A 23,678-nucleotide genomic window follows, 5' to 3' on the forward strand; every position below is an offset into this window, starting at 1 on the left:
TCACCATTTTGGTATTTTCACCAAATGGATGATTTGCTTTATCGTTATGCATTTAGGCTATTTTTTATTATTCGAATGCATAGTTTGGGTTAATGGTTCCATAACTGTTTTTTATTAAGTAGATAGTGTCAACTTTGCACTTCGGACTACGGACTGTTGACTTCAGACTATTATACTAGGCACTGCGCACTAAGCACTTTTATAATCGCCAGCCCAATCTTTATATTTTTTTATCTTTACACAAATTTTTGAAAGCATGACTAGAAGCGAATTTTCCCAACTGTTCGATGGTTTTGATAATATGCACATATTGGTAGTGGGCGATGTTATGATCGACTCCTACTTATGGGGCGATGTAACACGTATTTCGCCAGAGGCTCCTGTTCCAATATTGGCAACCACGGGACGCGAAAATCGCTTGGGGGGTGCCGCCAATGTGGCATTGAACATTCAATCTTTAGGTGCTATACCCATCATGTGCTCAGTTATTGGTAAGGATGATGCTGGTGCAATATTTAGAGAACTGCTCGAAAAAAGACAATTACCAGCTGATGGCATTATTGCTTCGAGCAAGCGTAAAACCACCATTAAAACGCGCATTATCAGTCACAACCAACATGTGCTTCGAGTTGATGAAGAAGAAGATAATGAGCTGAATCAAGAATTAGAAAAGAAGCTTCAGGAACACATTATAGAACTACTCAACACTTACAAGATTGATGCATTAGTTTTTGAAGATTACGACAAAGGTACATTAACCAAAAAGTTAATAGAGCAAACCGTAACTATTGCCAACGAAAAAGGTATACCAACGCTTGTTGACCCTAAAAAGCGTAATTTTCTGGCCTATTCTAATGTGAGTTTCTTCAAACCCAATTTCAAAGAATTTAGAGAAGGTTTGAAACTCGATTTGGACAATAACGATGAAAACGAACTCATTAAATCGGCGCGTCATTTTTTGATTGACCAGAACATGGATAATATAATGGTTACCATGGCTGAAAAAGGAGTAATGATTTTAAATAAGGATAAACAGTATTTAATACCTGCCGAAATAAGAAAGATAGCAGATGTTTCTGGTGCTGGTGATACCGTTATCAGTGCAAGTACTTTAGCATTAGCTTCAGGACTAACTCCTAAGTTGGTGGCAGGAATAGCGAACTTGGCTGGTGGACTGGTGTGTGAACATTCGGGTGTAGTACCAATTGATAAAAATGAATTATTAGAAGAATGTTTTATAAAGCTGGCGAGTCAGTAAACTAAATACTTAAGCCATCAAATTGCAGAAAATTCACCGAGCCTGCCCAAATGTTTTATAAAAGATTAACTTTGGGGTTCAGAAAATATTTAGCATTTTGCAGTTCTTAACTTCATCACAAAAAAAACCAAAATATGGGTAAGATTATTGCTCTGGCAAATCAAAAAGGAGGGGTTGGAAAAACAACAACAGCAATTAACCTGGCGGCTAGCTTAGCTGTACTAGAATATAAAGTATTAATAGTTGATGCTGATCCACAGGCCAACGCAACATCAGGATTAGGTTTTGATTTAAAGGAAGTTGAAAATAGTATATACGAATGCATCGTTGACGGCATTGATCCGAAAAAGGCATTAATACAAACAGAAATTGAGCATTTATTTGTTCTTCCTTCTCACATCGACTTGGTAGGTGCTGAAATTGAGATGCTGAATTTACCAAATAGAGAAAAGGTATTAAGCGGTGTTCTTGAAAAGCTGCGTGATCAGTTTGACTTTATCTTGATAGACTGCTCGCCTTCATTGGGACTAATTACTGTGAATGCACTTACAGCAGCTGATTCAGTTATTATTCCTGTTCAATGCGAGTATTTTGCACTTGAAGGATTAGGAAAATTATTAAACACGGTTAAGATCATTCAAAGTCGTTTGAATCCGGAATTAGAAATAGAAGGTTTCTTATTGACCATGTACGATTCTCGACTTAATTTATCGAACCAGGTTGTTGAAGAAGTACAACGCCATTTCCAGGACATGGTATTCGAAACTTTAGTTTCGCGTAACATTAAGCTCAGTGAAGCGCCGAGTTATGGTAAAGCAGTTGTTATGTATGATGCCACTTCGAAAGGTGCGGTTAACTACCTTAACCTGGCACGCGAACTGCTTAAGAAGAATAATTTAGCAGTAAAAAAATAATAGAATAAAAATTAACTGATAGGATACAATGGCGAGAAAGAATGCTTTAGGACGTGGTTTAGGTGCACTTATTGAAGATGCGGGTGATGTTAATAAAGGAAAACCAGCTGCTTCAATCAATGAGATTGATGTGACAATGATTGAAGCCAATCCATGGCAACCACGTACAAAGTTTGATGAAGAACGCCTTCAGGAGTTGGCTGCTTCCATTAAAGAAATTGGTATTGTTCAGCCATTAACCGTTCGTAAAATTGGTAGAGACCGATACCAACTTATTGCTGGTGAACGCCGATTTAGAGCTTCTAAATTGGCGGGACTTGAACGCGTACCTGCCTATATTCGGACGGCTGATGATGATACCATGCTTGAAATGGCTTTGGTTGAAAACATTCAGCGCGAAGACTTAGATCCGATAGAAGTTGCCATTAGTTACCAACGCTTAATTGAGGAATGTAAATTAACTCAGGAAAGCATGTCGGAACGTGTAGGTAAAAAACGCTCAACAATAGCAAACTACCTTCGTTTATTGAAATTACCTGCCGAAGTACAGTTAGGTTTGGTTTCCAAGGAAATTGGTATGGGGCATGCAAGGGCAATCATCAGTGTTGAAGACCCGACCGCTCAGCTAATGATTTTTGACGAAACCGTTAAAAATGATCTTTCGGTTCGTAAGGTGGAAGAAATGGTGCGCGAATTAAATTCGGGCAAGGCTGCAAAAAATGCAAGCAAAGCTAAACCTAGCATGAGTGAAGAATATGTGGAACTAAAATCTCAATTATCTTCATTTTTTAATACCAGTGTACAGTTTACGCGTACCGATAATGGTAAAGGAAAAATTGTTATACCGTTTGGCTCCGATGATGATTTGGAAAAAATAATAAGCATCTTGGATAAAACAAAGTCTTAGTAATAGCTTTGTCCAAAACACCAGTACTTTGACCACAAAACTGATACATCGCAAATGGCTTTTAGGCCTATGTCTTTCTTTGGTGCTTTTGTTTAATACAAGAGCGCAGGAGTCTGATACACTAGTTGCTGGTGCTGACACGGCATTCATTGAAGGTACAGCAATTGATTTAGCTCCTGTTGTAAAAGTACACTCACCACACAAAGCTACTTTTTATGCGGCCATTCTTCCGGGATTAGGACAAGCCTACAATAAAAAATACTGGAAAATTCCAATACTTTACGCAGGGATTGGTGGTTTGGCGTATGCCATCCATTTTAACAGCAAGTATTACAATAGTTACAAATCAGCCTATCGAGATTTTATAATTCGCGACCCTGGCAACAAAAGTTACCTTGAATTTATTCCTCCAAACCTAACAGAGGAACAGGTTACTGGACAATATGAAGATTGGTTTGAATCAGCACTACTTAATAAAAAACAATACTACCGTCGCTACAGAGATCTTAGTTACCTTGGTATGGTGGGTATTTATATTATTCAAATGGTTGATGCTGCTGTGGATGCCCACTTTTATAATTTTGATATCAGTGATGATTTAAGCATGCGTGTTGAACCAGCTATGATGGCACCAGCGCCAGGTGAATTTGCTGGCTTAGGAGTACAAATACAATTAAAGTTTTAGAAGTATCATGTGGAAAATGAAAGGATTAGTAAGCGTTGTGTTGGTGGCAGTTGGGGTGATAGGAAATGGGCAGACACAAACATCAGATACGATACCTGACACTACACCACCATACCTTGAAGAATGTCTGGACAGCCTGGTTAACAAATGGTATGTTAATAAGTCGGCTACCAACATGGTATTAGATAGCATTCACTTTGACGAAACGATTGCTACAAAGGCCTTACCTGACTCGGTATACATACAACGCTTAGCAGATATCATGTCGCCGATGCCTTTTACCTTTAATTCAAAAGTTAAAGCATACATTGAGCTATATACGATAAAAAGAAGAGATCAAGTACAAACCATGCTTGGCTTATCTGATTATTATTTTCCGATGTTTGAAGAGGCTTTGGATGCCAAACAAATGCCGCTGGAATTAAAATACTTACCAATAATTGAATCGGCCTTAAACCCAAAAGCTTACTCCAGAGCCGGCGCATCAGGCCTCTGGCAATTTATGTATTATACGGGTAAACAATATGGACTAAACATAGATTCATACATTGATGAACGTCGCGATCCTTATCGCTCATCGCTTGCTGCTGTTGATTTCTTAGAAGATTTATATAGCATTTACAAGGATTGGTTTTTGGTTATTGCGGCTTATAATTGTGGGCCTGGTAATGTAAATAAAGCAATCCGCCGTTCGGGAGGTGAGCGTGATTTTTGGAAAATATATTATCACTTACCAAAGGAAACAAGGGGGTATGTGCCTGCTTTTATTGCGGCTACCTATGCCTTCACCTATGCAAAAGAGCACAACCTACATGCTCAAGCATCGAAATTACCTGTGGCTACTGATACCATCATGATATCACAACCATTGCATTTCAAACAGATAGCAGGCGTTTTAAATGTTAAGGAGAATTATCTAAGGGAATTAAACCCGCAGTATCGCCGCGATGTGATTCCTGCCAATAAGAAATCATATCCTTTGCGATTAACCTTTAATCATGCAGCCGAATTTGCAGCATCTGAAGATAGTATTTATGCACATCGTAGAGATCAATATTTTGCAAATGGGAAATTAGTTTCCAATCCAGAATATACAAAACATTCACCTCAGGTTCCTAAAGGAAAAGCAACCGTTTACTATACCGTTAAATCGGGCGATGCCATTGGCTTAATTGCCGATTGGTACGATGTACGCACTTCTGATCTTAGGTATTGGAACAATGTTCGCCGTAATCTTATAAAGGTAGGACAGCGATTAGCTGTTTATGTTCCGAAAAATAAAACGGATTATTACGCTAAGATTAATAACATGAGTTATGCGGAGAAACAGCGTCTTAGCGGAAAAACTGTTAGCACTAATCAGCCAAAGAAGACGGCTCCTGAACCAGAAGATGCCAATTACGTTTATTATACTGTAAAGTCAGGTGATAACCTGTGGACTATTGCAAAAAAATACAACGGCGTTTCAAATACCGACATTATGCGATTGAATAAATTGAACGATGAATCTAAACTTTCAATTGGACAAAAACTAAAAATCAAACGCAAGTCGTAACATCTTTAAAATAATAACATTAATCAAAATATAAGTTTCTCCCTAAGATAATTAGCGGAGAAATTTTTATTTTACGCTTAACTATACAATTATTCATGAGTCAAGCCAAGCGCATACTGCTATATTACCTGATCATTCTTGGTCTGGCGTACGCCTTGATTAAACTCATTCCAATTAACTTTCAACCGGCAACATGGCAATTGACAAAATCTGATGCTATAATTGGTACGGCTACCGATTCCATTGAAGCATTAGATACCATTGCTCTTTCTTTTGAAAAGCCAGACTCATTAGTTGTGAATGATAGTATACCTCTGGTAAAAGACACGATAGTTAGTTCTGATTTTTTAAGTTACCCTACTGCTTTTCACACTCAACTGAAAAAGCTAAAAAAAGCGCTTGCTGAAAGTGTGCAGAATAACGAAGTGATAAGAATATTGCATTTTGGTGATTCTCAAATTGAAGGCGACAGAATAACAGCCTATCTACGCGAAGCTTTTCAAGAAAAATATGGTGGAAGTGGGCCTGGCTTGATAAGTATTCTCGATCTTCAACGACTAAATCCATCGGTGTGGCTTGAACATAGTAAAAGCTGGCGCTTGCATAGCATCTATGCAAAACCAAAGCAAGATTCAATAAATCGTTTTGGATTGATGGGGCAAACAGCCTTACTACCTCCTAATACGAGGGCTTTTTTCAAAATGAGTCGTTCGCCCTGGGCTGAATCTCATGCTTCAAATTATCAACAAATACGCTTATTTATTGCACCACATGCTGATTCGATTTTAATTAATGGCAGCATCAAATCAACTGAGATAATTAATGATACCCTAGGCAGATCTGACGAATTAACCGAGATTAATTGGACTTTTCCGGAGCCATCACCGTCTTTAAAAATTTACCTTGAAAGTAAAACTCAACTTAATATATTAGCGTGTGCCCTTGATAGCACATCGGGGGTGGCAGTAGATAATATTGCGCTTCGAGGCCAGAATACGCCATTGCTACAGCATACTGATGGAGAACTTTTTCAAGCCATGGGTGAGCACCTAAATATAGGAATGGTTATTTTTCAGTACGGAACGAACATGGTTCCTGTTAAGCGAAAGCAATACGGTTTTTATAAAAAAATACTTACCCAACAGTTTGAACTTCTTCAACAATACATACCAAACGTACCTGTATTAGTTGTTGGTATTTCTGATGCAGCATTTAACAAGGATGGTAAAACTGAATCGTACAAGCATTTAACCAAGATACGTGATGCACAAAAGGAAACAGCACATAAATATGGCTTTGCATTTTTTGATCTATACGAAGCGATGGGAGGCGAAGGTGCTATTATTGATTGGAGCAATCAGTCGCCACCTTTGGCGTTAACCGATTATATTCATTTCACTCGCTTGGGTGGTAAACATGCGGCGGAACTAATTAACAAATCATTAATTACTGAACTTGATAAGATAAAGAGTATTGAATCAATACCTTTAATAATGAGAATCGATTCAACATCATGGAACAATTACTAAAATGGATAGAAACGCAATCTGATCTATTCCTGTTTACCCAAGCAGGTTTTTGGATATTCTATGCCTTTGTTCTACTGGTGCATGCTTTTATTTATAAAAAACGATCTCTGAGAAGTGGTTTTTTATTTGCAGCAAGTCTTTATTTCTATTACAAAACCGGGGGGTACTTCTTTTCTCTTCTTATAATTTCAACCATAGCAGATTATCTGATAGGCCTATCGCTTGATTATTACCAACAGAAATGGAAACGAAAATTATTAGTTGTACTGAGTCTTTGTATCAATCTTGGCATTCTGGCTTATTTTAAATACACCTATTTTATACTTGATACCTACGCTCAACTCACCCAATCAAACTTTATTATAATTGATTATCTGGCTAACTTTTTTAATTCAATAACTGGCACAAATTTTAGCATTGATCACATTACATTACCAGTAGGTATTTCATTCTTCACCTTTCAAACCATAAGTTATACAATTGATGTTTACCGAAGAGAATTAAAACCAGTTCGAAACATTATCGACTTCGGTTTTTATGTGTCCTTCTTTCCGCAACTCATCGCGGGGCCAATTGTAAGAGCGCGCACTTTTATACCACAACTGTATAAGCCTTTTATGGTTTCCAACAAATGGTTGTGGTACGCCATGATACTTATTATTGGAGGTCTGTTCAAGAAAATGGTCATTTCCGATTATATCTCAATCAACTTTGTTGATCGCATATTTGAGCATCCCATTGCCTATTCCGGGTTTGAAGTTTTAATGGCCATATACGCTTATGCGCTTCAAATTTATTGCGATTTCTCTGGCTATACCGACATTGCACTTGGGGTGGCTTTATTACTCGGCTTTAGGTTACCTACCAATTTTAATCACCCATATAAAGCTAAATCGATTCAGGATTTTTGGAGGCGCTGGCACATCAGTTTATCAACCTGGCTTCGCGATTATATTTACATTCCTCTTGGAGGTAGCAGGTTTAGTAAATTCAGAACAGCTTTTAACCTAATGTTGACCATGCTACTCGGTGGACTTTGGCATGGTGCTGCTCTAAAGTTCATAATATGGGGCGGTCTTCATGGGGTTGCTTTAGTTATTAATCGCGTATTTTCAAGGCTTTTCAAATATAAACCCAATAAGTTTTCATCACTATTAACTTGGTTCATCACGTTCCATTTTGTTATAATAACATGGATAGTTTTTAGGGTTGACTCAATGGAAAATGCCCAAATAATTTTTGACCGATTAGGCAGAGCTTTTGTACCATCCTCTTACACCGCCATTTTTGGATCACAACTTTATCTATTCATTCTTATTGCTGGTGGTTTTATTTTGCACTTCTTACCCGATAAATGGCAACGAAATTCAAAATTACTATTTATAAAACAATCCTTATTTATAAAAATCGTAAGCTCTGCTATCGCTGTGTTTGCAATTGTTAGCTTACACCAATCTGATATTCTACCATTCATTTACTTCCGATTTTAAAGCCATTTTGGCTTCACATCTTTTTTTCAATAAACAAGATGCCGAATAACAGCACATTTTAGCTTGTTCAATTAAGGCTAAAAAGCTATATTTATCATGTTATACCATTTATACAATGGTATTAACATCAGGTATAATAGATGATTCATGAGATACATTCTGCTAGTAAGCATGCTATGCACATGGTTTGGCTTACATTTAAGTACTGCGCAAAACTATAACTTCAAGCAATACTCTTTGGAAGAAGGTCTTCCTCAGTCTGAGATATATGCCTTGGCTGAAGATCAGTTTGGTTATTTGTGGATCGGTACGAATGGAGGCGGTTTGTGTCGTTTCGATGGTAAAAGTTTTGACATCTATACGATTGAAGACGGTTTGCAAGACAACATTATTTCAGGTTTGCATCACGATGAAAATTACGACCTATGGATTGGTACACCAAAGGGCATTCAGAAATTTGATGGTGAAAAATTTACGTCAATCATTCATTCAGATACTACTTATTTCGCAGATGATATAAGTTTTGCAGAGAACAATAATGGCACGCTTTGGTGCGAAGCTCGATTAAAGTCGGGCGAACGTGTTCTTTATGAAATTAAAAATGAAAAGATCTCAAATCTTTACGACCGCTATTCTAGTATCTTCAATAAGGGAAATGGAGCCTTTAGAATAATCCCCAACAATAAAGGTGGTATGTTAATTGGAAGTAGGGATGATCTTTTTTTATTAAAGAATGACTCCATTAGGCCTTACCGTTTTAATACGGATATTGAGAAAAATCGCCTTAAATATCCCTTGTTCGTTGATAACCAAGGCGCATTATGGGCAATGTTATTTGGTGAAGATGAGCCAAAACTTGTAATACATAAACAAGGAAAAGGAATAAAAAACATCAAACTTCCTGATTATGCCAAAGGTAAACTTATTTTTGATGGATACGAAGATAGAAATGGGCAGTATTGGTTCATACTTGAATCGGGTGGGTTATTGAATCTTAATAAGAAGGGATGGCGACTGTTTAATAAAGAGAATGGCTTGCCCATTAATACAATCTACAAAACGCTTCAGGATGCGGAAGGCAATATATGGCTTGGAACCCTAGGTGCTGGATTGGTGCGTTATGGAGGTGATTTATTTTTATCACTTGATAAAAACAATGGGCTAACTGATAACATTATTCGTTCCATATTTCAAGACTCAAAAGGGAAATATTATTTTGGAGATGGTGATGGAGGTATTAATATTCTGAATAAAGGAAATCTTACTACCTATCCTAAAAATTCTCTAGGTGATTTTTCATTTATTGGCGATTTTTTCGAGCAAAAGAATGGTGATATCTTGTTGTCGACCAACACAGGCCTTTGGAAATTAAAATATGGAAAAATTACTAGTGTCAATAGTCAATTTGGATGGAATAGAGACATTCCATTAAACGATATTAAGGCACAAAAAGATACCGTTTTTATATCAACAATGGGCTTTGGTCTTATCAAGAGCATTAATGGTAAAGCCACTTTTTACAACACCTATAACTCTGATATTCTTGATAATAACATTCAGGATATTTTCATTGATTCGAAGGAACGTATTTGGTTATCGTCAACTAGAGGAATTACCTTATACGAAAATGGTAAGTTCACTCAATTTACCGAAGGGCACGAGCTGTCATCTTCGTATGTTTTACAGGCTGCGGAAGACAAAGCTGGGAATATTTGGTTTGCAGCATTTACAAAAGGCTTAATCAGATACGACAATAAAAATTGGAGTAGCTTTGGCGAATCGCACGGCCTCTCATCCAATAACATATACTCCGTACTAACCGATGCTAAAGGGAATATATGGGCAGGTGCACAAAATGGAGTTGATAAAATAAAAATTGCAACATCTGGTGAAGTTGTTTCTGTCAATAATTTTGATCGCCACGATGGATTTGTGGGCATTGAGAATAACAGTGGAGCCAACTTACGAGATAACAACAACAACTTATGGTTTGGAACAGTTAAGGGTGTTATGCGCTATAATCCTGGCGAGCAAAAAATCAATTACCTGCCTCCACCAGTTTATATCCGAAATATTGAACTGGCCAACAAACAACCAGATTGGAAAAGTGAAACTTTCAATAGCTCTTACGATTCCATAGTACCTTGGTTTGGCATTCCCGACCACCTTAAACTAACAAAGTCACAGAATAATATCTCTTTCGCTTTTGATGCTTTATGTTATTCGGTTCCTGAAAAAGTAGTCTTTAAATGGCGTTTAGAGCCCATTGAAAGTGAATGGATCGAAGGAAAAGACAACAAGGTAACGTATCCTTCTTTACCTCCTGGCGATTACACATTTAGAGTTAAGGCAGCTAACAATAGTGGCATTTGGAATGACGAAGGCATATTCTATAATTTCAGTATTCACCCTGCTTGGTACCAAACAACCATTTTTCGTATCATTCTGGTACTTCTATTTATTGGCATTGCCTTTTTACTAATTTTCGTTTGGAATAGTAAGATACGCACTTTGCGTTTCGAAATGGAAATGTTGGTGCATTCAAAAACCAAAGAGCTGGAAAAGTCGAAGAATGAAATTGAAGAAAAAAACACCGAACTCGAAAGTCAGAAAAAGAAAATAACGGATCAGGCCGAATCAATTAGTGCGTCCTTAAAAGACCTTGAGAAACTAACAGATATCGGTAAAAATCTTACCGCCAATTTATCGGGTGAGAAAATATTTGATTTGGTGTATCAAGCTACCAGCGAGATAATGGATACCTATCTATTTGGTTTAGGCTTGTTCAATGCTGAAACCAATACCCTCGATTTTCAGAATGTTAATTTGAGTGGCGAACGTATGCCATTCATTACATTTCCTGTTGATGACCTTGATAGGCTTTCTATTAATTGTTTCGTAAACGATAGGGAGATCTTTATTGGAGATCTTGAGAAGGAGTACAAAAATTTCTCAAAAGAAGTACGTCCTACACCTGGAGATATTAACAGTCAGTCTGTCATATTTATTCCGATTAAAGTTAGCGACAAACCTTTTGGAGTGCTCACTGTTCAGAGTGCCGAAACAAATGCCTATACCAATTATCATTTGAACTTCATGCGTAATATTGGTATATATACAAGTATTGCTCTTGAAAATGCAGATGCTTTTGAACAAGTTGCCAAGCAGAAAGACTCATTGGAAGCGGCTAATAAAAGCATCCTTAATCAAAAGGAATCCATTGAGATTCAACGCGACAATATTAATGAACTCCATAAAGAAAACTTGCATTTAATAGCCTTGTTCACAAGCGAACTTGATAACCCACTTACCTCTTCGTTGAAACTCATTAACAGCATTAAAAATGGAGAAACAATAAGTGAAAAGCAATGTGCAAAATCTTTGCATCAAGTTTCTGAAGCCCTATGGCAGATCAAAAATATGATGAATCAGGTTGGTGAGATTAAACGCTTGGACCAGGAAGGTTTCCAAATCAGTACATCGCCTGTTCCTGTGCTTTCTCTCTTTCAAGAAGTAATGTCTCAATTTCAAGCTGACATTGATAACAAAGCCCTTACCATTAAATGGAATGTGGATGACATTATTGTGGATACTGATTATTCTATACTAGAGAAAGTTATCTCAAATTTAATCTCCAATGCCATTAATTTCTCCGAAGAAAATGCCAGTATCGATCTTAGTGCATTTAACAGTGCTGAAAATGTAGAAATCAGAATTAAAGATACAGGCTCTGGTATTGCCGAAGAGGCACTCAAAAATGTATTTAGTAAGTTTAATCAACTGAGCATTAATAGTGGCGATGGCAAAGTTCTTTCTGGTTTCGGGTTGTACATAGTTAAGCGCTATATTGATGGCCTAGGAGGTGATATTAAATGCGAAAGTATAGTTGGAATTGGGACTACCTTTATTCTTCATCTACCAAAATAAAATTTGGCAACATTTTTGATAATGCTTAGCGAAACAATAAAAAGTTAAGCTATGTTTTCAATGCCATTATTAATTATATTTCTATTCTTTCTTGTTCTAAGTTGGGCAGTTAGCTCAAAGCTAAAAAGTAAATTCAAAGCCTATTCTAAAATTCCAATAAATTTTGGAATGACAGGAAAAGAAGTTGCTGAGAAGATGTTACGCCAAAATGGCTTACTGAATGTTCAGGTTAATGCGGTAAAAGGAACGTTAAGTGATCATTATAATCCAAGTAATCGCACCATTAATTTAAGCCCTGAGGTTTACCATGGACGAAGCGTGGCTTCAGCAGCTGTTGCGGCACACGAAACAGGTCATGCTATCCAACATGCCAACAGTTATTCATTACTCGAATTTCGCTCCGCATTAGTACCCTTGCAGAACGTAAGTGCCAAGGTACTTAACTTCTTATTCATTGCACTGTTTGTAGGAGCAATGGCATTGCCAGGTATGATAAGTTATAATTTGGCACTTCAAATCATTATTGTTTGCTATAGTATTTTTACTTTAGCAGCCATTGTAACTTTACCTGTTGAAATTGATGCAAGTAGAAGAGCATTAGCCTGGTTAGATACGGCTAGCATAACAAGTCAAGATACGCATGCTAAGGCTAAAGATGCTTTAAAATGGGCTGCTTATACTTATGTAGTAGCTGCTTTGTCGGCATTGGCAACCCTTTTGTATTATGTCATGTTGATTGTTGGCGGAAGAGATTAAATTTTATAACAATTATGAATCATGGATAATTGGGCACTTTCAGTTATCCATTTTTTATGATTCGCAATATTGTAAAGGGTGTTTGTATAACATACCTTGCTCTTTGGTAACCACATGACCATGAGGTTTCATTAGCCATTAGTGGCTCGTAATTTCTTTCTTAAAGTTGCGAATTAAATCTTCCAATTTCTTTTTATTCTCAAAGAATTCATTCTCAGCCTTGTTATTCCAGAATGTATATTCACTAATTATTTGAGATATAACATGCTTTCCTCCAAAGAGCCAATCCTGGTCACGTTTTGTAGTATATACTTTTACTTTTCCCTTGGAGGTAATTTCTCCTTCTAATTTAGTTGGTACTCTATTGAATAGAGCATAGTCTGTCGAACTTTTTGTTAAGGTGATATTACCAAGACAATCAATGTTTCCGTCGAATGAAGATGGAAACGAATATTCTGAGAAGAAATTTAAAATTGGAAAGTTTGTTTTCTTTACGTAACAGTAAATGTGACCATTCCTGTGTAGTCTACCCTTCAATTCTGTGGCGTGAGTGCCTGTTAATGACATTTGTTGCGCTGTTGTCTTGAAAACAAGGTTTCCATTCTTTAATAGTTCATAGCTTTTATTCGCAAGTACATTAAAATCGTTGTTTTCAATGAGTAATCGGCGAGCTATTAACTTGTTAAGTTCTGTATCTATTTCAGTATGCTTTTTCTTTAATCTTACTATTGTAGTGCGCGGCATTCTGATTTTCTCGTATTTGGATATTTTTGTTGCAAGCTTTTTAAGCTTACTATCAATCTTAGTTATTTTTTTGTTTTTAATTTCCACCATGTTTATCTGTCTTGTTCAGTGATTACGATCTGTACTTATAAGGTGCATGGGCTAATTTGTGACACATACTACCGAAACTGTATTTAGCCCCGCGTTTGGTTTTAAATTTCCATTTTATAAAGTCAGATGAACGATTGGGTGTTGTTTATCGAAATTGCGAACATTCCAGAATACACTGACTCCCTTATATGCTCTATCACGGTTCATTGGGTGTAGTTTTTATTCCGTTATTCTATTCTTTAAGTCCATTTGCTCATGCAGAATTCTTGTTATTTCAATCGGATTGTCTATAGATTTGCGGTAAAAAATAATGTGTCGATTTACTTTTAATCCAAATAATTCAGAGTTTATTTCAGTGTAATTTGTTCCAAGTTCAGGGTTATCAGCAATGTCTTGGCAACTACTTAGAAGAATGTCATAATATTTGTCAGCTTGATATTCAGACCAAGTATCAAATGTGTAATCCCAAATATTATTTAAATCTATTACAGCCTTATTAGTCAATTCGTATTTAGCCATTCCTTCTCTTTTGAGCTTTTAATTCCGCAAGATTTTTTTTGGGGTCAAAATCATGAGCAATTCCACTATCAACACCTTCTTGGATAGCATTTCTTAAAGCAATAGCTTTACTTTCCTCATTTTCTAGAAGTCTTAGCCCTGCACGAATAACTTCGCTAACATTTTTATAACGACCAGCAGATACTTGAGTCTGTACGAACTGGTCAAAATAATTTCCGAGTGATATTGAGGTATTTTTCATTTTCCATTTTTTTATCAAAATTACCAAAAATTGGTAAAAACCCAAGCGTGTTTCTTTATTTAACAACAACTTATCAACATAAAGCACTGCAAGGTATTTACCTACTGATGATAGTAGTTGTAATCCTTTAAAACAGTGTTAAGAAACTCAGAAGCTGGCTGTTTGGTTTCTATACCCAATTTGCCTAACACAACATCTTTTGTTTTTAGAGCCAAAGGATGAGGTGCTCCTATTTCACTGTATTGATTGGTTCGTTCAGATAATAAAACCACTTCCTTGATGGTCTGTAAATCTGTATCGGATAACTTAAGTACCTCAGGGTATACAGGCTGATAGCCTTCTTCAAGCTCCATGTATGCCGTCTCATTCAAATCACCTTTCGCATTAATCTTTAATACCGTAGTGCCAGCAGCCAAATCGCCAATACGTTGACCTTTTCCATTAATAATAACAGTTAAAAGACCTGCAACTCCATAGCTTAGAAGAAAATCAACAATTCTAAAAATCCAGCGGATAAAGCATACTCCAAAACTTAACTCGCCACCATCCTTCTTAATCACCTTTATTTTCATGATCATCTTTCCAAAAGTTTGACCATTCAAAAACAAATCACACAATAGGTTATAAAAGTAAATAGGCAGGCAAACAATTGAGAACCACCAATCAACATCACCAACGGTGTACTGTATAAGTAAGACCAAAATAAGGATATAACTTCCCTTAATAACCAAGTCGAGCAGATGTGCAAAAATACGATCGCCCACACTTGCTAACTGATAATCAATATCGACATTCTGGGTGGTGGAAATTTGTAGTTTCTCCATAATGGGCAAGGAAATTATAGGATTAGTGTATGACTTAAGCAAAAGTAGCAAAATAAATTTTTTATGTGTAAAATTTTAATTTTATTCGTAGTGCTTTAGGCAAACCCCAATGAAAGAAATAACCTTTATTAATCGAAATAAATCAAGGTGGACTCAATTCGAGCAACATCTCAAGAAACCCAACCTCATTGATCCGGATGAACTGGCCGATCAGTTTATTCAATTAACCGATGATTTGGCTTTCGCACGAACGTTCTATCCGCGCTCGCGTACATTGGCTTATCTCAATTCCTTATCGCAACAAACTCACCTGGAGGTTTATCGTAACAAACGCGAAAAAGGGAGTCGTATTCCACGTTTCTTTACAAAAGAGTTGCCTTTGGTTTTGCGATCAGCTCGTCCCTATTTTATCATTTCTTTTCTTGTATTCATGGCCGCTTGGTCCTTGGGAGTTGTTTCTGCACTTACCGACGATAGTTTTGTTCGCCTTATAATGGGCGATGCCTATGTGGATATGACACAGGATAATATTGAGAAGGGTGATCCGATGGCAGTATACAATAAAATGGAACAAATGCCCATGTTTGTGGCCATCACGTTTAACAACGTGTTTGTATCATTTATGGTATTCCTCTTTGGTTTGCTAACGCCACTGGGTACAATCTTTCAATTATTCCGAAATGGGGTAATGGTTGGGGCTTTTCAGGCCTTCTTTTTTCAAAAGAACCTGATGGGTATTTCAACATTGGCTATTATGATACATGGTACATTGGAATTATCAGCCATCGTATTGGCAGGAGGAGCTGGCATTATTCTAGGGAAATATTTATTATTTCCGGGCACCTATCCGCTTAAAGAATCATTTGTATATGGCGTGAAAAAGGGAATAAAAATCATGCTTGGTTTAGTGCCGGTTTTTATTGTAGCGGGTTTTCTTGAAGGTTTTGTTACCCGTCATTATAATAGTATGGAAACCTGGACAAATATCCTCATCATTGGCTTATCTTTACTTTTTATCATTTGGTACTTTTTTATATTACCCGAATTAAGCTATCGTAAATACATCAAACAAACATCAGAATATAATGAACGAATTGGACATTGAAGTAAATAAACGTCGCGACTTTAGCGATGTTATAAACGTCACTTTTAAATTTATAAAGCAAGAGTTTAAACCTTTTTTTGGAACGATTGCGACTTATAGTATTATACCTATTATTGGAGCAAGTGTACTTGCTGTATTCTATACTACCGATTCGTTTCAGTTGTATTTTCAAGGATTAGTCGACAATAATTCATCCATCGCCACGCCCGATTTTGGTATGTATGGACTAATGATGTTAGTGTCGATGCTATGTTACCTTATTGTGATGGGCATAAGCTATGAGTATCTTAATTTATACAATGAGCGTGGCAGGGGTAATTTCACAGGTGGAGATGTAGCCAGTGCTTTTGGGAAGAACTTTTTGAGTTTAATAGCTTATTTCATAGTTGTCTATATCATTACAATTATAGCTTCCATTTTCTTTATCATTCCAGGAATTTATTTAGGTATCGTACTGTCTTTGATTTTTATGGTGAAAACAGTTGAGAACAAGGGTTTCTCACGCAACTGGAGTCGTTGTTTCGAACTAATAAAAGGTAACTGGTGGAACACATTTGGTTTATTAATTATCCTAAGCATTATCGTAGGAGTTTCATCTAGCATTTTCACAATGCCAACCATGATATACTCGTTTACCAAGGGAATAACAATGGCACAAGGTGGTGAAGGTGAATTTGATAAAAAGATTATGATCGTGTTTTCACTCATATCAACTTTTGCTTCTTACATGATCTATTCTGTTATCTATTTGGGTATTGGGTTTCAATATTACAGCCTTGCTGCCAGAGATAATAGTCAATCTATTCTTGAACGCATTAATAAAATTGGAGAAAGCGACACGAATGAAGTTCAGTAGTTATCTTCTTTTTTCTCTGTTTTTAATCTTTGCTTGCCTATGGTCGGCCGAAGCGAATACCAGCGCACCTAACGATTCCATTCAAGCATGGGACAATAGTGTGGTTGATGTACGCACACCTTCGGCGGATACCATTGCCTATTATAAACAATTATCAGAATATCAATACGAACCCTTAAACCAAGAACCTAGTCTTTGGGATCGGTTTTGGGCGTGGGTCAGATCCATGTTATTTAGTGGCGATGCTGATTACTCTTGGGTCTCTTGGTTAATACTAGTAGTTGCTGTATTAGCATTGCTCGCCATCGTTTTAAAACTAATTGGTATTCCTATCAAAGGCCTCTTTGTGTTTTCGCGATCCACAAAAGTAACCGATTTAGCATTTGCATCTGGAACGATGGACTTGGAACAAGAGAACCTTGAAAAACTATTTAAGAAATATCATTCTCTGGAAGCCTATCGCGAAGCAACTCGTATTTTGTTCTTATTGGCCTTGCGACAATTAAATCGCCAAAGCATCATTAAATGGAATAGTTGGAAGACGGATAGAGAATACTATTACGAAATCACTAATACGGAGCTAAAGCAAAACTTTTTAAATGTAATGCGGCATTATGAATACATCTGGTTTGGTAAGTTTGAACCGAGTAGTGAGCAATATAAGAAAGTAAAAAATCAGTTTGATGAACTCATGATTCAAATAAAAGCGGACTAAAATGGGAAAACAAAAAGGTAATAAAAACATGCTTATATGGGCACCACTAGTAGTGGTTATGCTTGTGTTTGTAGTTGTTTTTGCCCCTGTACCCATTGATTGGACTTTGAGTTTCTCGCGCAAAGACACCAAACCTTTTGGCAGTAAGCTTTTGTACGAATTGCTTTCAGAACTAGGAGATAAAACAAATGTAAGCACGGCTTATCAAGCACCAGACCTTGATGACTTCGAATTGAGTAATGATGAAACCAACTACATTTTTGTGAATCAAAATTTCACACCTGAAGTTGACGAGTTGGATAACATCATTGAGCTGGCAGGGAATGGGAACAATGTTTTTATAGCAGCCCAATTCTTTAGCGACGAACTTAAAGATTCGCTAAAATTTCAGGTAGATATCAATTTTAGGCCAACAATAGCATCAGAAGATTCGGTGAGTTTTAATTTGGCCAATCGTAAATTACAAAAGCATTTGGGTTATTGGTTTCACAAAGGAATGACCAATAATTATTTTACCTCGTACGATACGCTGCAAACCACCGTACTTGGATTTAATAACGAAGGTAAAACCAACTTTATCCGCCAAAGAATAGGTGATGGATACCTTTTTATTCATTTAAATCCAATGGTATTCACCAATTATCATTTGCTAAAAAACAACAATTATAACTACGCTTTCAGGTGCCTCTCTTATTTGCCGAATCAAACCACAGTGTGGGACGAACATTATAAGATGTATCGCAACAAGCACAAAACAACGCTTAGTTATATTTTGGATAATATGCCTCTGCGCATAGCATGGTACCTAGTACTAATTGCAATTCTTCTTTTCTTCATTTTCGAATCAGCTCGAAAACAAAGGGCTATAGCCATAATTAAAGCGCCAGAAAATAGCACAGTCAATTTTGTTGAAACAATAGGTCGCTTGTACTTTAGTAGAAAAGATCACCTTGATATTGCTCTTAAGAAATTTATCTATTTAAAGGAATTTATTCGCTCGAAATATTATTTAAACACATCGCTGATCGATGCCGAGTTTTACCAACAACTGGCTGATAAATCGTCGGTTCCAATTCGATCGATTAAGCAGCTATTTGAACTAGGTGAGAACTTAAAACAAATGAATCGATTGTCTGAGGAAGATTTGGAACAATTCAATCGAAAGATTGAATACTTTTACGAACATTGTCAATAAAAAAGAACAAGGATATGAACCAGGATACCCCATTCGAAAACCGCTTGCCACTTGATGAATTAAACCATGCGGCATTTCAAATCAGAAATGAAATCAATAAAGTTATTGTTGGTCAGGAAAAAGTGCTTGACTTGCTATTGACTGCTGTTATCGCTAATGGTCATGTATTAATTGAAGGGGTGCCAGGTGTTGCAAAAACAATGATTGCAAAGCTACTGTCGAAATCAATATCTTCTGACTTTTCGCGTTTGCAATTTACACCTGATTTAATGCCGTCGGATGTGGTTGGTACAATGGTGTATAATACGGGCAAATCAGCATTTGAGTTTAATAAAGGGCCTATCTTTTCTAATCTGGTTTTAATTGACGAAATCAACCGTGCGCCTGCCAAAACGCAAGCCGCTTTGTTTGAGGTGATGGAAGAACGTCAGGTAACCATTGATGGCCATACACATAAAATGGAACCGCCCTTCTTGGTTTTTGCAACTCAAAACCCGGTGGAACACGAAGGAACCTATCGTTTACCGGAAGCTCAATTAGACCGTTTCTTGTTTAAGATAGATATTGACTATCCAAACCTTGAGCAAGAGGTTTCTATTCTTTCGAATGCTCAAAAACGTGAAGAAAAAGATCCGCTGAGCCTGGTTAATTCTATTATTACAGGAGAAGCTATAACGCATTATCAGGACATGGCCTCGAAGGTTATTGTCGAAGATGATCTACTGCGTTACATTGCCCAAATCGTAGAAAAAACGAGAAGCAGTCATTCATTATTCCTTGGAGGTAGTCCACGTGCGTCTTTGGCCATATTAAACTCAGCTAAAGCCTATGCCGCTTTGGAAGGCCGTGACTTTGTTACACCTGACGACATTAAAATGGTGTTGATTCCAGTGTTATGCCACCGTGTAATTCTTACGCCTGAAAAAGAAATGGAAGGTGTTAAACCAGAGATTATCATTCAACAGATTATTGATTCAGTAGAGGTTCCTCGCTAAACCACTGTAGCAAATGGGTAAATTTAAAGTTAGGGGTCGTGTCTATTTTTCCAAGCTATTTTATTATGGTCTTGGTGCGCTCATCCTATTATTAGCATTCGGGCAATTTAATGCGCAGTTTTTTCGCATTGGATTATTGGCTCTTGGACTCTACTCTACCCTAATATTTTTAGATATTATCCTACTTTTCTTAAATAACAAGTTAAGTTTCGAGGCACACCGAAAAGTTGATGAGCGCTTTTCAAATGGCGATGAAAATACGGTAGAACTTACTTTCACTAACCTTTATAATTTTCCGGTAAGCGCTGTGATAAGTGATGAGATACCTGAGCAGTTTCAGAAACGCGACTTTCATCTATCACTCAAATTCAAGTCGGGTGAATCAAAAAACAGCACTTACCAACTTTACCCAACCCAACGAGGTGAGTACCATTTTGGCGCATTAAATGTATTGATTCAATCGCCTTTACGCTTGATGATTCGTCGCTTTCGTTTTTCGCAAAATCAAATGACCAAGGTGTATCCTTCGTTTAAAGAAATGAAGCAATTTGAGATGATGGCCATCTCTAATCGCTTGACCGAAGTGGGCATTAAAAAAGTGCGGAAAATAGGTCACCAGATGGAGTTTGATCAAATAAGAGAATACACCAAAGGGGATGATTATCGCACCATTAACTGGAAAGCAACAGCACGCCGCAGCCATCTGATGGTAAATCAATATCAGGAAGAAAAATCGCAGCAGGTGATTTCAGTGATTAACTTGGGGCGCTCAATGAAAATGCCGTTTGAAGGAATGACTCTGTTAGATTATGCCATTAATACTTCATTGGTTATTTCTAAAATTGCCATGTTGAAAGATGACAAAGCAGGCTTGCTGACATTTAACAATCAGTTACGCACTTTAATTGCTCCTCAGCGAAGTGGCAAACAGATGCAAACTATCATGGAAGCGCTGTATAACCAACAAACTAATTTTGAGGAGCAGAGCATACAAGTTCTTTATTCAGCTATTCGTCGCAATATCCATCACCGTAGCTTGCTTATTATTTATACCAATTTCGAAAGCTTAAGCTCAGCCAAGCGTCAGTTACCAATGTTGCAAAAGCTGGCGCATGATCACCTTGTTGTAGTTGTATTTTTTGAAAACACTGAGCTCAAGAAATTAACAGATGAGAAAGCTATGGATATGGAAGGCATCTACATTAAAACCATCGCTGAAAAATTCACCTACGATAAAAAACTAATTGTTCACGAACTAGAGCGTCATGGGGTACATACCATACTTACCGAACCTGGAAAATTAACCGTTGACACGATTAATAAATACCTTGAATTAAAAGCACGAGGAAGTATTTAGACCTATCTTATCCATACTTTTAATTGTACTTTTTGAATAAATTGAGCTCCAAAAAATCGATTTACTTACAACTTTTGACGAACTATTAATATTTGGCGATAATCTATCACTTCATATTGAGCTAAACTTAAACAGTTTCGACTAATTAGTGAAAATTTTCTGTTATTTTGATACGTGTGATAATCAGATCAATTGTCTAAGTAATGAAAGGTTAACCTTAGCGTAAGCTCAATTTAATTAGTTTAGCGCTGAGTTAACTTAGTTTTGTAGCAGAATACACGATTTTAAGTTTAGATGCCATGGAATTAACCTTAACCAATGTACCAAGAAGAATAGAGCTAGATGACGTATTAGACAGCGGACTAATTTCGATGATGACCCAATCGTCTGTTAATCCCGAAGATTTTTACTTAACTGGATACGAGACAGTTTGCTTTAAACGCACACGTGAATTTGCCTTAGAAAGTGTACTCGCCTCTGTGGTACCATTTGAAAAAGACATACTAATTGTTTCTAACAACAGTGATCATGCTCGCTTAAAAAAGCTGTGCAAGTATCATGGCGTAAGCAACCGAACGATAGAACAACCTCAAACGGCTCAGGAATGGGAAGAATTTGTTTCTATAGTTGCAAATTACAAGAGCTATTCACACATTTTGTTTTCATGCGATGTTAATTCAGAATATGAAATGGATCAGCTTAAGAAAATTGCTACTTTAATTAAAGATTTACAGATTGGTCTGATTGTACATTGCCGTCGTCAAGCGATGGAACTAAGCAAGGTCAAAGAATTAAACATCGATTACATGGTTTGTAATGGAAGTGGAACCGAGATTAGTTCTGTGGTATTAGCATGTCGTCGTAAATTAGTGCAGATCGAAGGTATCTCGCGAAGTTACGACATGGACTTATACAACTATTGGCAAACAAGTTTATACGGACGAAAATCATTTATTGAACCCATGGCTATTTAGTTAGGCCAATCACTATAATTTACAACCCAAGCTAATATCATTGTAGCTTGGGTTTTCTTTTTCTTAACATTAAAGCTTTAATACTAATTATTTAGACTTTAGTTAACGCTGATTTATTAGTGGAGTTCTATACTTGCTGTCAATATTAATGGCAATAAGTATGAGTCAGAAAAACATTGAAAATCTAAAAAAAATAGAAGCATTGGTAATCTCGGATGTTCACCTCGGCACTTTTGGATGCAAGGCGAAAGAACTTGTGAGTTACTTAAAAACGGTGGATCCTAAAACCATTGTGCTAAATGGTGACATTGTAGATGTGTGGCAATTTAGTACATCCTATTTCCCTAAACCACACCTAAAAGTTATCCGTCAACTATTGAAGATGATGGAGAATGGAAGTAAAATATATTACATCGTTGGCAATCACGATGAAAACTTACGTCGTTTTATTGGCCTTACCCTAGGGAAAATTGAAATTGCCAATAAAGTGGTATTAAATCTGAATAATACGAAAACCTGGATTTTCCATGGTGATGTTTTCGATGTTGTTATGCACCATTCAAAATGGCTCGCTAAGCTAGGTGCCAATGGTTATGGTATACTCACCCTCACCAATCGATTTGTAAATGGCGTACTTTCCTTGTTTGGCAAAAGGCGTATTTCATTATCGCGCGATGTAAAGAAAGCCGTTAAAGGCAAAAGCAAAAATATCACTACACGTTTTGAAAGCACCGTTGCTGATTTAGCCATAAAAAAGGAATACGATTATGCCATTTGCGGACACATTCATTGGCCCGAGAAAAAGTTAATTAAAACCCAGAATGGCGAAGTTTCTTATCTGAATAGTGGTGACTGGGTTGAAAACATGACCGCCCTTGAATATCACAATGAGGATTGGCACCTGGTTTACTTTAAGCCTGAAATGAAGACAAACAATGAATCAATTGCAGCAAATGATGAATTGCTTGTGCCAAACGAAAAAACAATGCTTAAGGCAATGCTAAACGACATCATACACAACTAAACATATAGACTAAACGGA

Annotated in this window: 21 protein-coding genes; 17 read left to right on the forward strand and 4 right to left on the reverse strand. The window is 36.9% G+C overall.

Annotation, left to right across the window (positions count from 1 at the left end; translation table 11 throughout):
• Positions 1 to 256: 256 nt before the first annotated feature.
• The 9 genes from ACRD7B_RS14425 to ACRD7B_RS14465 all read left to right on the forward strand — a co-directional run bounded on the left by ACRD7B_RS14425 (position 257) and on the right by ACRD7B_RS14465 (position 13,021).
• On the forward strand, positions 257 to 1,258 hold the full coding sequence (locus ACRD7B_RS14425) for a bifunctional heptose 7-phosphate kinase/heptose 1-phosphate adenyltransferase (RefSeq protein WP_430825275.1): 1,002 nt from the start codon (positions 257 to 259) through the stop codon (positions 1,256 to 1,258).
• Between the two features lie 134 nt (positions 1,259 to 1,392).
• Positions 1,393 to 2,172 (forward strand): ParA family protein, encoded by a 780-nt coding sequence (locus tag ACRD7B_RS14430; RefSeq protein WP_430825276.1) that lies wholly within the window; start codon positions 1,393 to 1,395, stop codon positions 2,170 to 2,172.
• A 28-nt stretch (positions 2,173 to 2,200) separates the two neighbouring features.
• The gene (locus ACRD7B_RS14435; protein ID WP_430825277.1) at positions 2,201 to 3,079 is read left to right on the forward strand and encodes a ParB/RepB/Spo0J family partition protein; all 879 of its coding nucleotides are present in this window, start codon (positions 2,201 to 2,203) and stop codon (positions 3,077 to 3,079) included.
• A 28-nt stretch (positions 3,080 to 3,107) separates the two neighbouring features.
• Positions 3,108 to 3,764 carry a DUF5683 domain-containing protein gene (locus ACRD7B_RS14440; RefSeq protein ID WP_430825279.1) on the forward strand — a complete coding sequence of 219 codons (657 nt, stop codon included), beginning with the start codon at positions 3,108 to 3,110 and terminating at the stop codon, positions 3,762 to 3,764.
• Between the two features lie 16 nt (positions 3,765 to 3,780).
• A complete protein-coding gene (locus tag ACRD7B_RS14445) occupies positions 3,781 to 5,319 on the forward strand; it encodes a lytic transglycosylase domain-containing protein (protein ID WP_430825281.1) in 1,539 nt (512 codons plus the stop codon).
• Between the two features lie 95 nt (positions 5,320 to 5,414).
• Entirely contained in the window at positions 5,415 to 6,848 is a 1,434-nt protein-coding gene (locus tag ACRD7B_RS14450; protein WP_430825282.1) for an SGNH/GDSL hydrolase family protein, read from the forward strand.
• Positions 6,833 to 8,338 (forward strand): MBOAT family O-acyltransferase, encoded by a 1,506-nt coding sequence (locus ACRD7B_RS14455; RefSeq protein ID WP_430825283.1) that lies wholly within the window; start codon positions 6,833 to 6,835, stop codon positions 8,336 to 8,338. Before ACRD7B_RS14450 ends, ACRD7B_RS14455 begins: the two co-directional genes overlap by 16 nt.
• A 147-nt stretch (positions 8,339 to 8,485) precedes the next feature.
• Complete coding sequence (locus ACRD7B_RS14460; RefSeq protein WP_430825284.1) at positions 8,486 to 12,265, forward strand: sensor histidine kinase; 3,780 nt, start codon at positions 8,486 to 8,488, stop codon at positions 12,263 to 12,265.
• Between the two features lie 60 nt (positions 12,266 to 12,325).
• On the forward strand, positions 12,326 to 13,021 hold the full coding sequence (locus ACRD7B_RS14465) for a zinc metallopeptidase (protein ID WP_430825285.1): 696 nt from the start codon (positions 12,326 to 12,328) through the stop codon (positions 13,019 to 13,021).
• A 138-nt stretch (positions 13,022 to 13,159) separates the two neighbouring features.
• On the opposite strand, the gene ACRD7B_RS14470 is transcribed toward ACRD7B_RS14465, so the two are convergent.
• The 4 genes from ACRD7B_RS14470 to ACRD7B_RS14485 form a co-directional block, all read right to left on the reverse strand.
• A complete protein-coding gene (locus ACRD7B_RS14470) occupies positions 13,160 to 13,855 on the reverse strand; it encodes a hypothetical protein (protein WP_430825286.1) in 696 nt (231 codons plus the stop codon).
• 219 nt (positions 13,856 to 14,074) lie between these two features.
• Positions 14,075 to 14,374 (reverse strand): type II toxin-antitoxin system RelE/ParE family toxin, encoded by a 300-nt coding sequence (locus tag ACRD7B_RS14475; protein ID WP_430825287.1) that lies wholly within the window; start codon positions 14,372 to 14,374, stop codon positions 14,075 to 14,077.
• Positions 14,367 to 14,615: a type II toxin-antitoxin system ParD family antitoxin gene (locus ACRD7B_RS14480; RefSeq protein ID WP_430825288.1), complete on the reverse strand. Its 249-nt coding sequence runs from the start codon at positions 14,613 to 14,615 to the stop codon at positions 14,367 to 14,369. The genes ACRD7B_RS14475 and ACRD7B_RS14480 overlap by 8 nt, the downstream gene beginning before the upstream one ends.
• 101 nt (positions 14,616 to 14,716) lie before the next feature.
• Positions 14,717 to 15,439, reverse strand: coding sequence for an RDD family protein (locus ACRD7B_RS14485; RefSeq protein ID WP_430825289.1), 723 nt, complete (start codon positions 15,437 to 15,439; stop codon positions 14,717 to 14,719).
• 109 nt (positions 15,440 to 15,548) lie between these two features.
• Here ACRD7B_RS14485 and ACRD7B_RS14490 point away from each other — a divergent pair, with 109 nt between their 5' ends.
• From ACRD7B_RS14490 to ACRD7B_RS14525, 8 genes are all read left to right on the forward strand, one after another.
• Positions 15,549 to 16,544, forward strand: coding sequence for a stage II sporulation protein M (locus ACRD7B_RS14490; RefSeq protein WP_430825290.1), 996 nt, complete (start codon positions 15,549 to 15,551; stop codon positions 16,542 to 16,544).
• Positions 16,525 to 17,400 carry a hypothetical protein gene (locus ACRD7B_RS14495; RefSeq protein ID WP_430825291.1) on the forward strand — a complete coding sequence of 292 codons (876 nt, stop codon included), beginning with the start codon at positions 16,525 to 16,527 and terminating at the stop codon, positions 17,398 to 17,400. Before ACRD7B_RS14490 ends, ACRD7B_RS14495 begins: the two co-directional genes overlap by 20 nt.
• Positions 17,387 to 18,115 (forward strand): DUF4129 domain-containing protein, encoded by a 729-nt coding sequence (locus ACRD7B_RS14500; RefSeq protein WP_430825292.1) that lies wholly within the window; start codon positions 17,387 to 17,389, stop codon positions 18,113 to 18,115. The genes ACRD7B_RS14495 and ACRD7B_RS14500 overlap by 14 nt, the downstream gene beginning before the upstream one ends.
• Position 18,116: 1 nt before the next feature.
• The gene (locus ACRD7B_RS14505) at positions 18,117 to 19,310 is read left to right on the forward strand and encodes a DUF4350 domain-containing protein (protein WP_430825293.1); all 1,194 of its coding nucleotides are present in this window, start codon (positions 18,117 to 18,119) and stop codon (positions 19,308 to 19,310) included.
• A gap of 14 nt (positions 19,311 to 19,324) precedes the next feature.
• Positions 19,325 to 20,305, forward strand: a complete 981-nt coding sequence (locus tag ACRD7B_RS14510) for an AAA family ATPase (RefSeq protein ID WP_430825294.1) — start codon at positions 19,325 to 19,327, stop codon at positions 20,303 to 20,305.
• A 13-nt stretch (positions 20,306 to 20,318) separates the two neighbouring features.
• A complete protein-coding gene (locus ACRD7B_RS14515) occupies positions 20,319 to 21,662 on the forward strand; it encodes a DUF58 domain-containing protein (RefSeq protein WP_430825295.1) in 1,344 nt (447 codons plus the stop codon).
• 299 nt (positions 21,663 to 21,961) lie between these two features.
• Positions 21,962 to 22,636: a hypothetical protein gene (locus tag ACRD7B_RS14520; protein ID WP_430825296.1), complete on the forward strand. Its 675-nt coding sequence runs from the start codon at positions 21,962 to 21,964 to the stop codon at positions 22,634 to 22,636.
• Between the two features lie 160 nt (positions 22,637 to 22,796).
• Complete coding sequence (locus ACRD7B_RS14525) at positions 22,797 to 23,660, forward strand: UDP-2,3-diacylglucosamine diphosphatase (RefSeq protein WP_430825297.1); 864 nt, start codon at positions 22,797 to 22,799, stop codon at positions 23,658 to 23,660.
• The last annotated feature ends 18 nt before the right edge of the window (positions 23,661 to 23,678 follow it).

Source organism: Carboxylicivirga fragile, assembly GCF_050589805.1.
Taxonomy (GTDB): Bacteria; Bacteroidota; Bacteroidia; order Bacteroidales; family Marinilabiliaceae; genus Carboxylicivirga; species Carboxylicivirga fragile.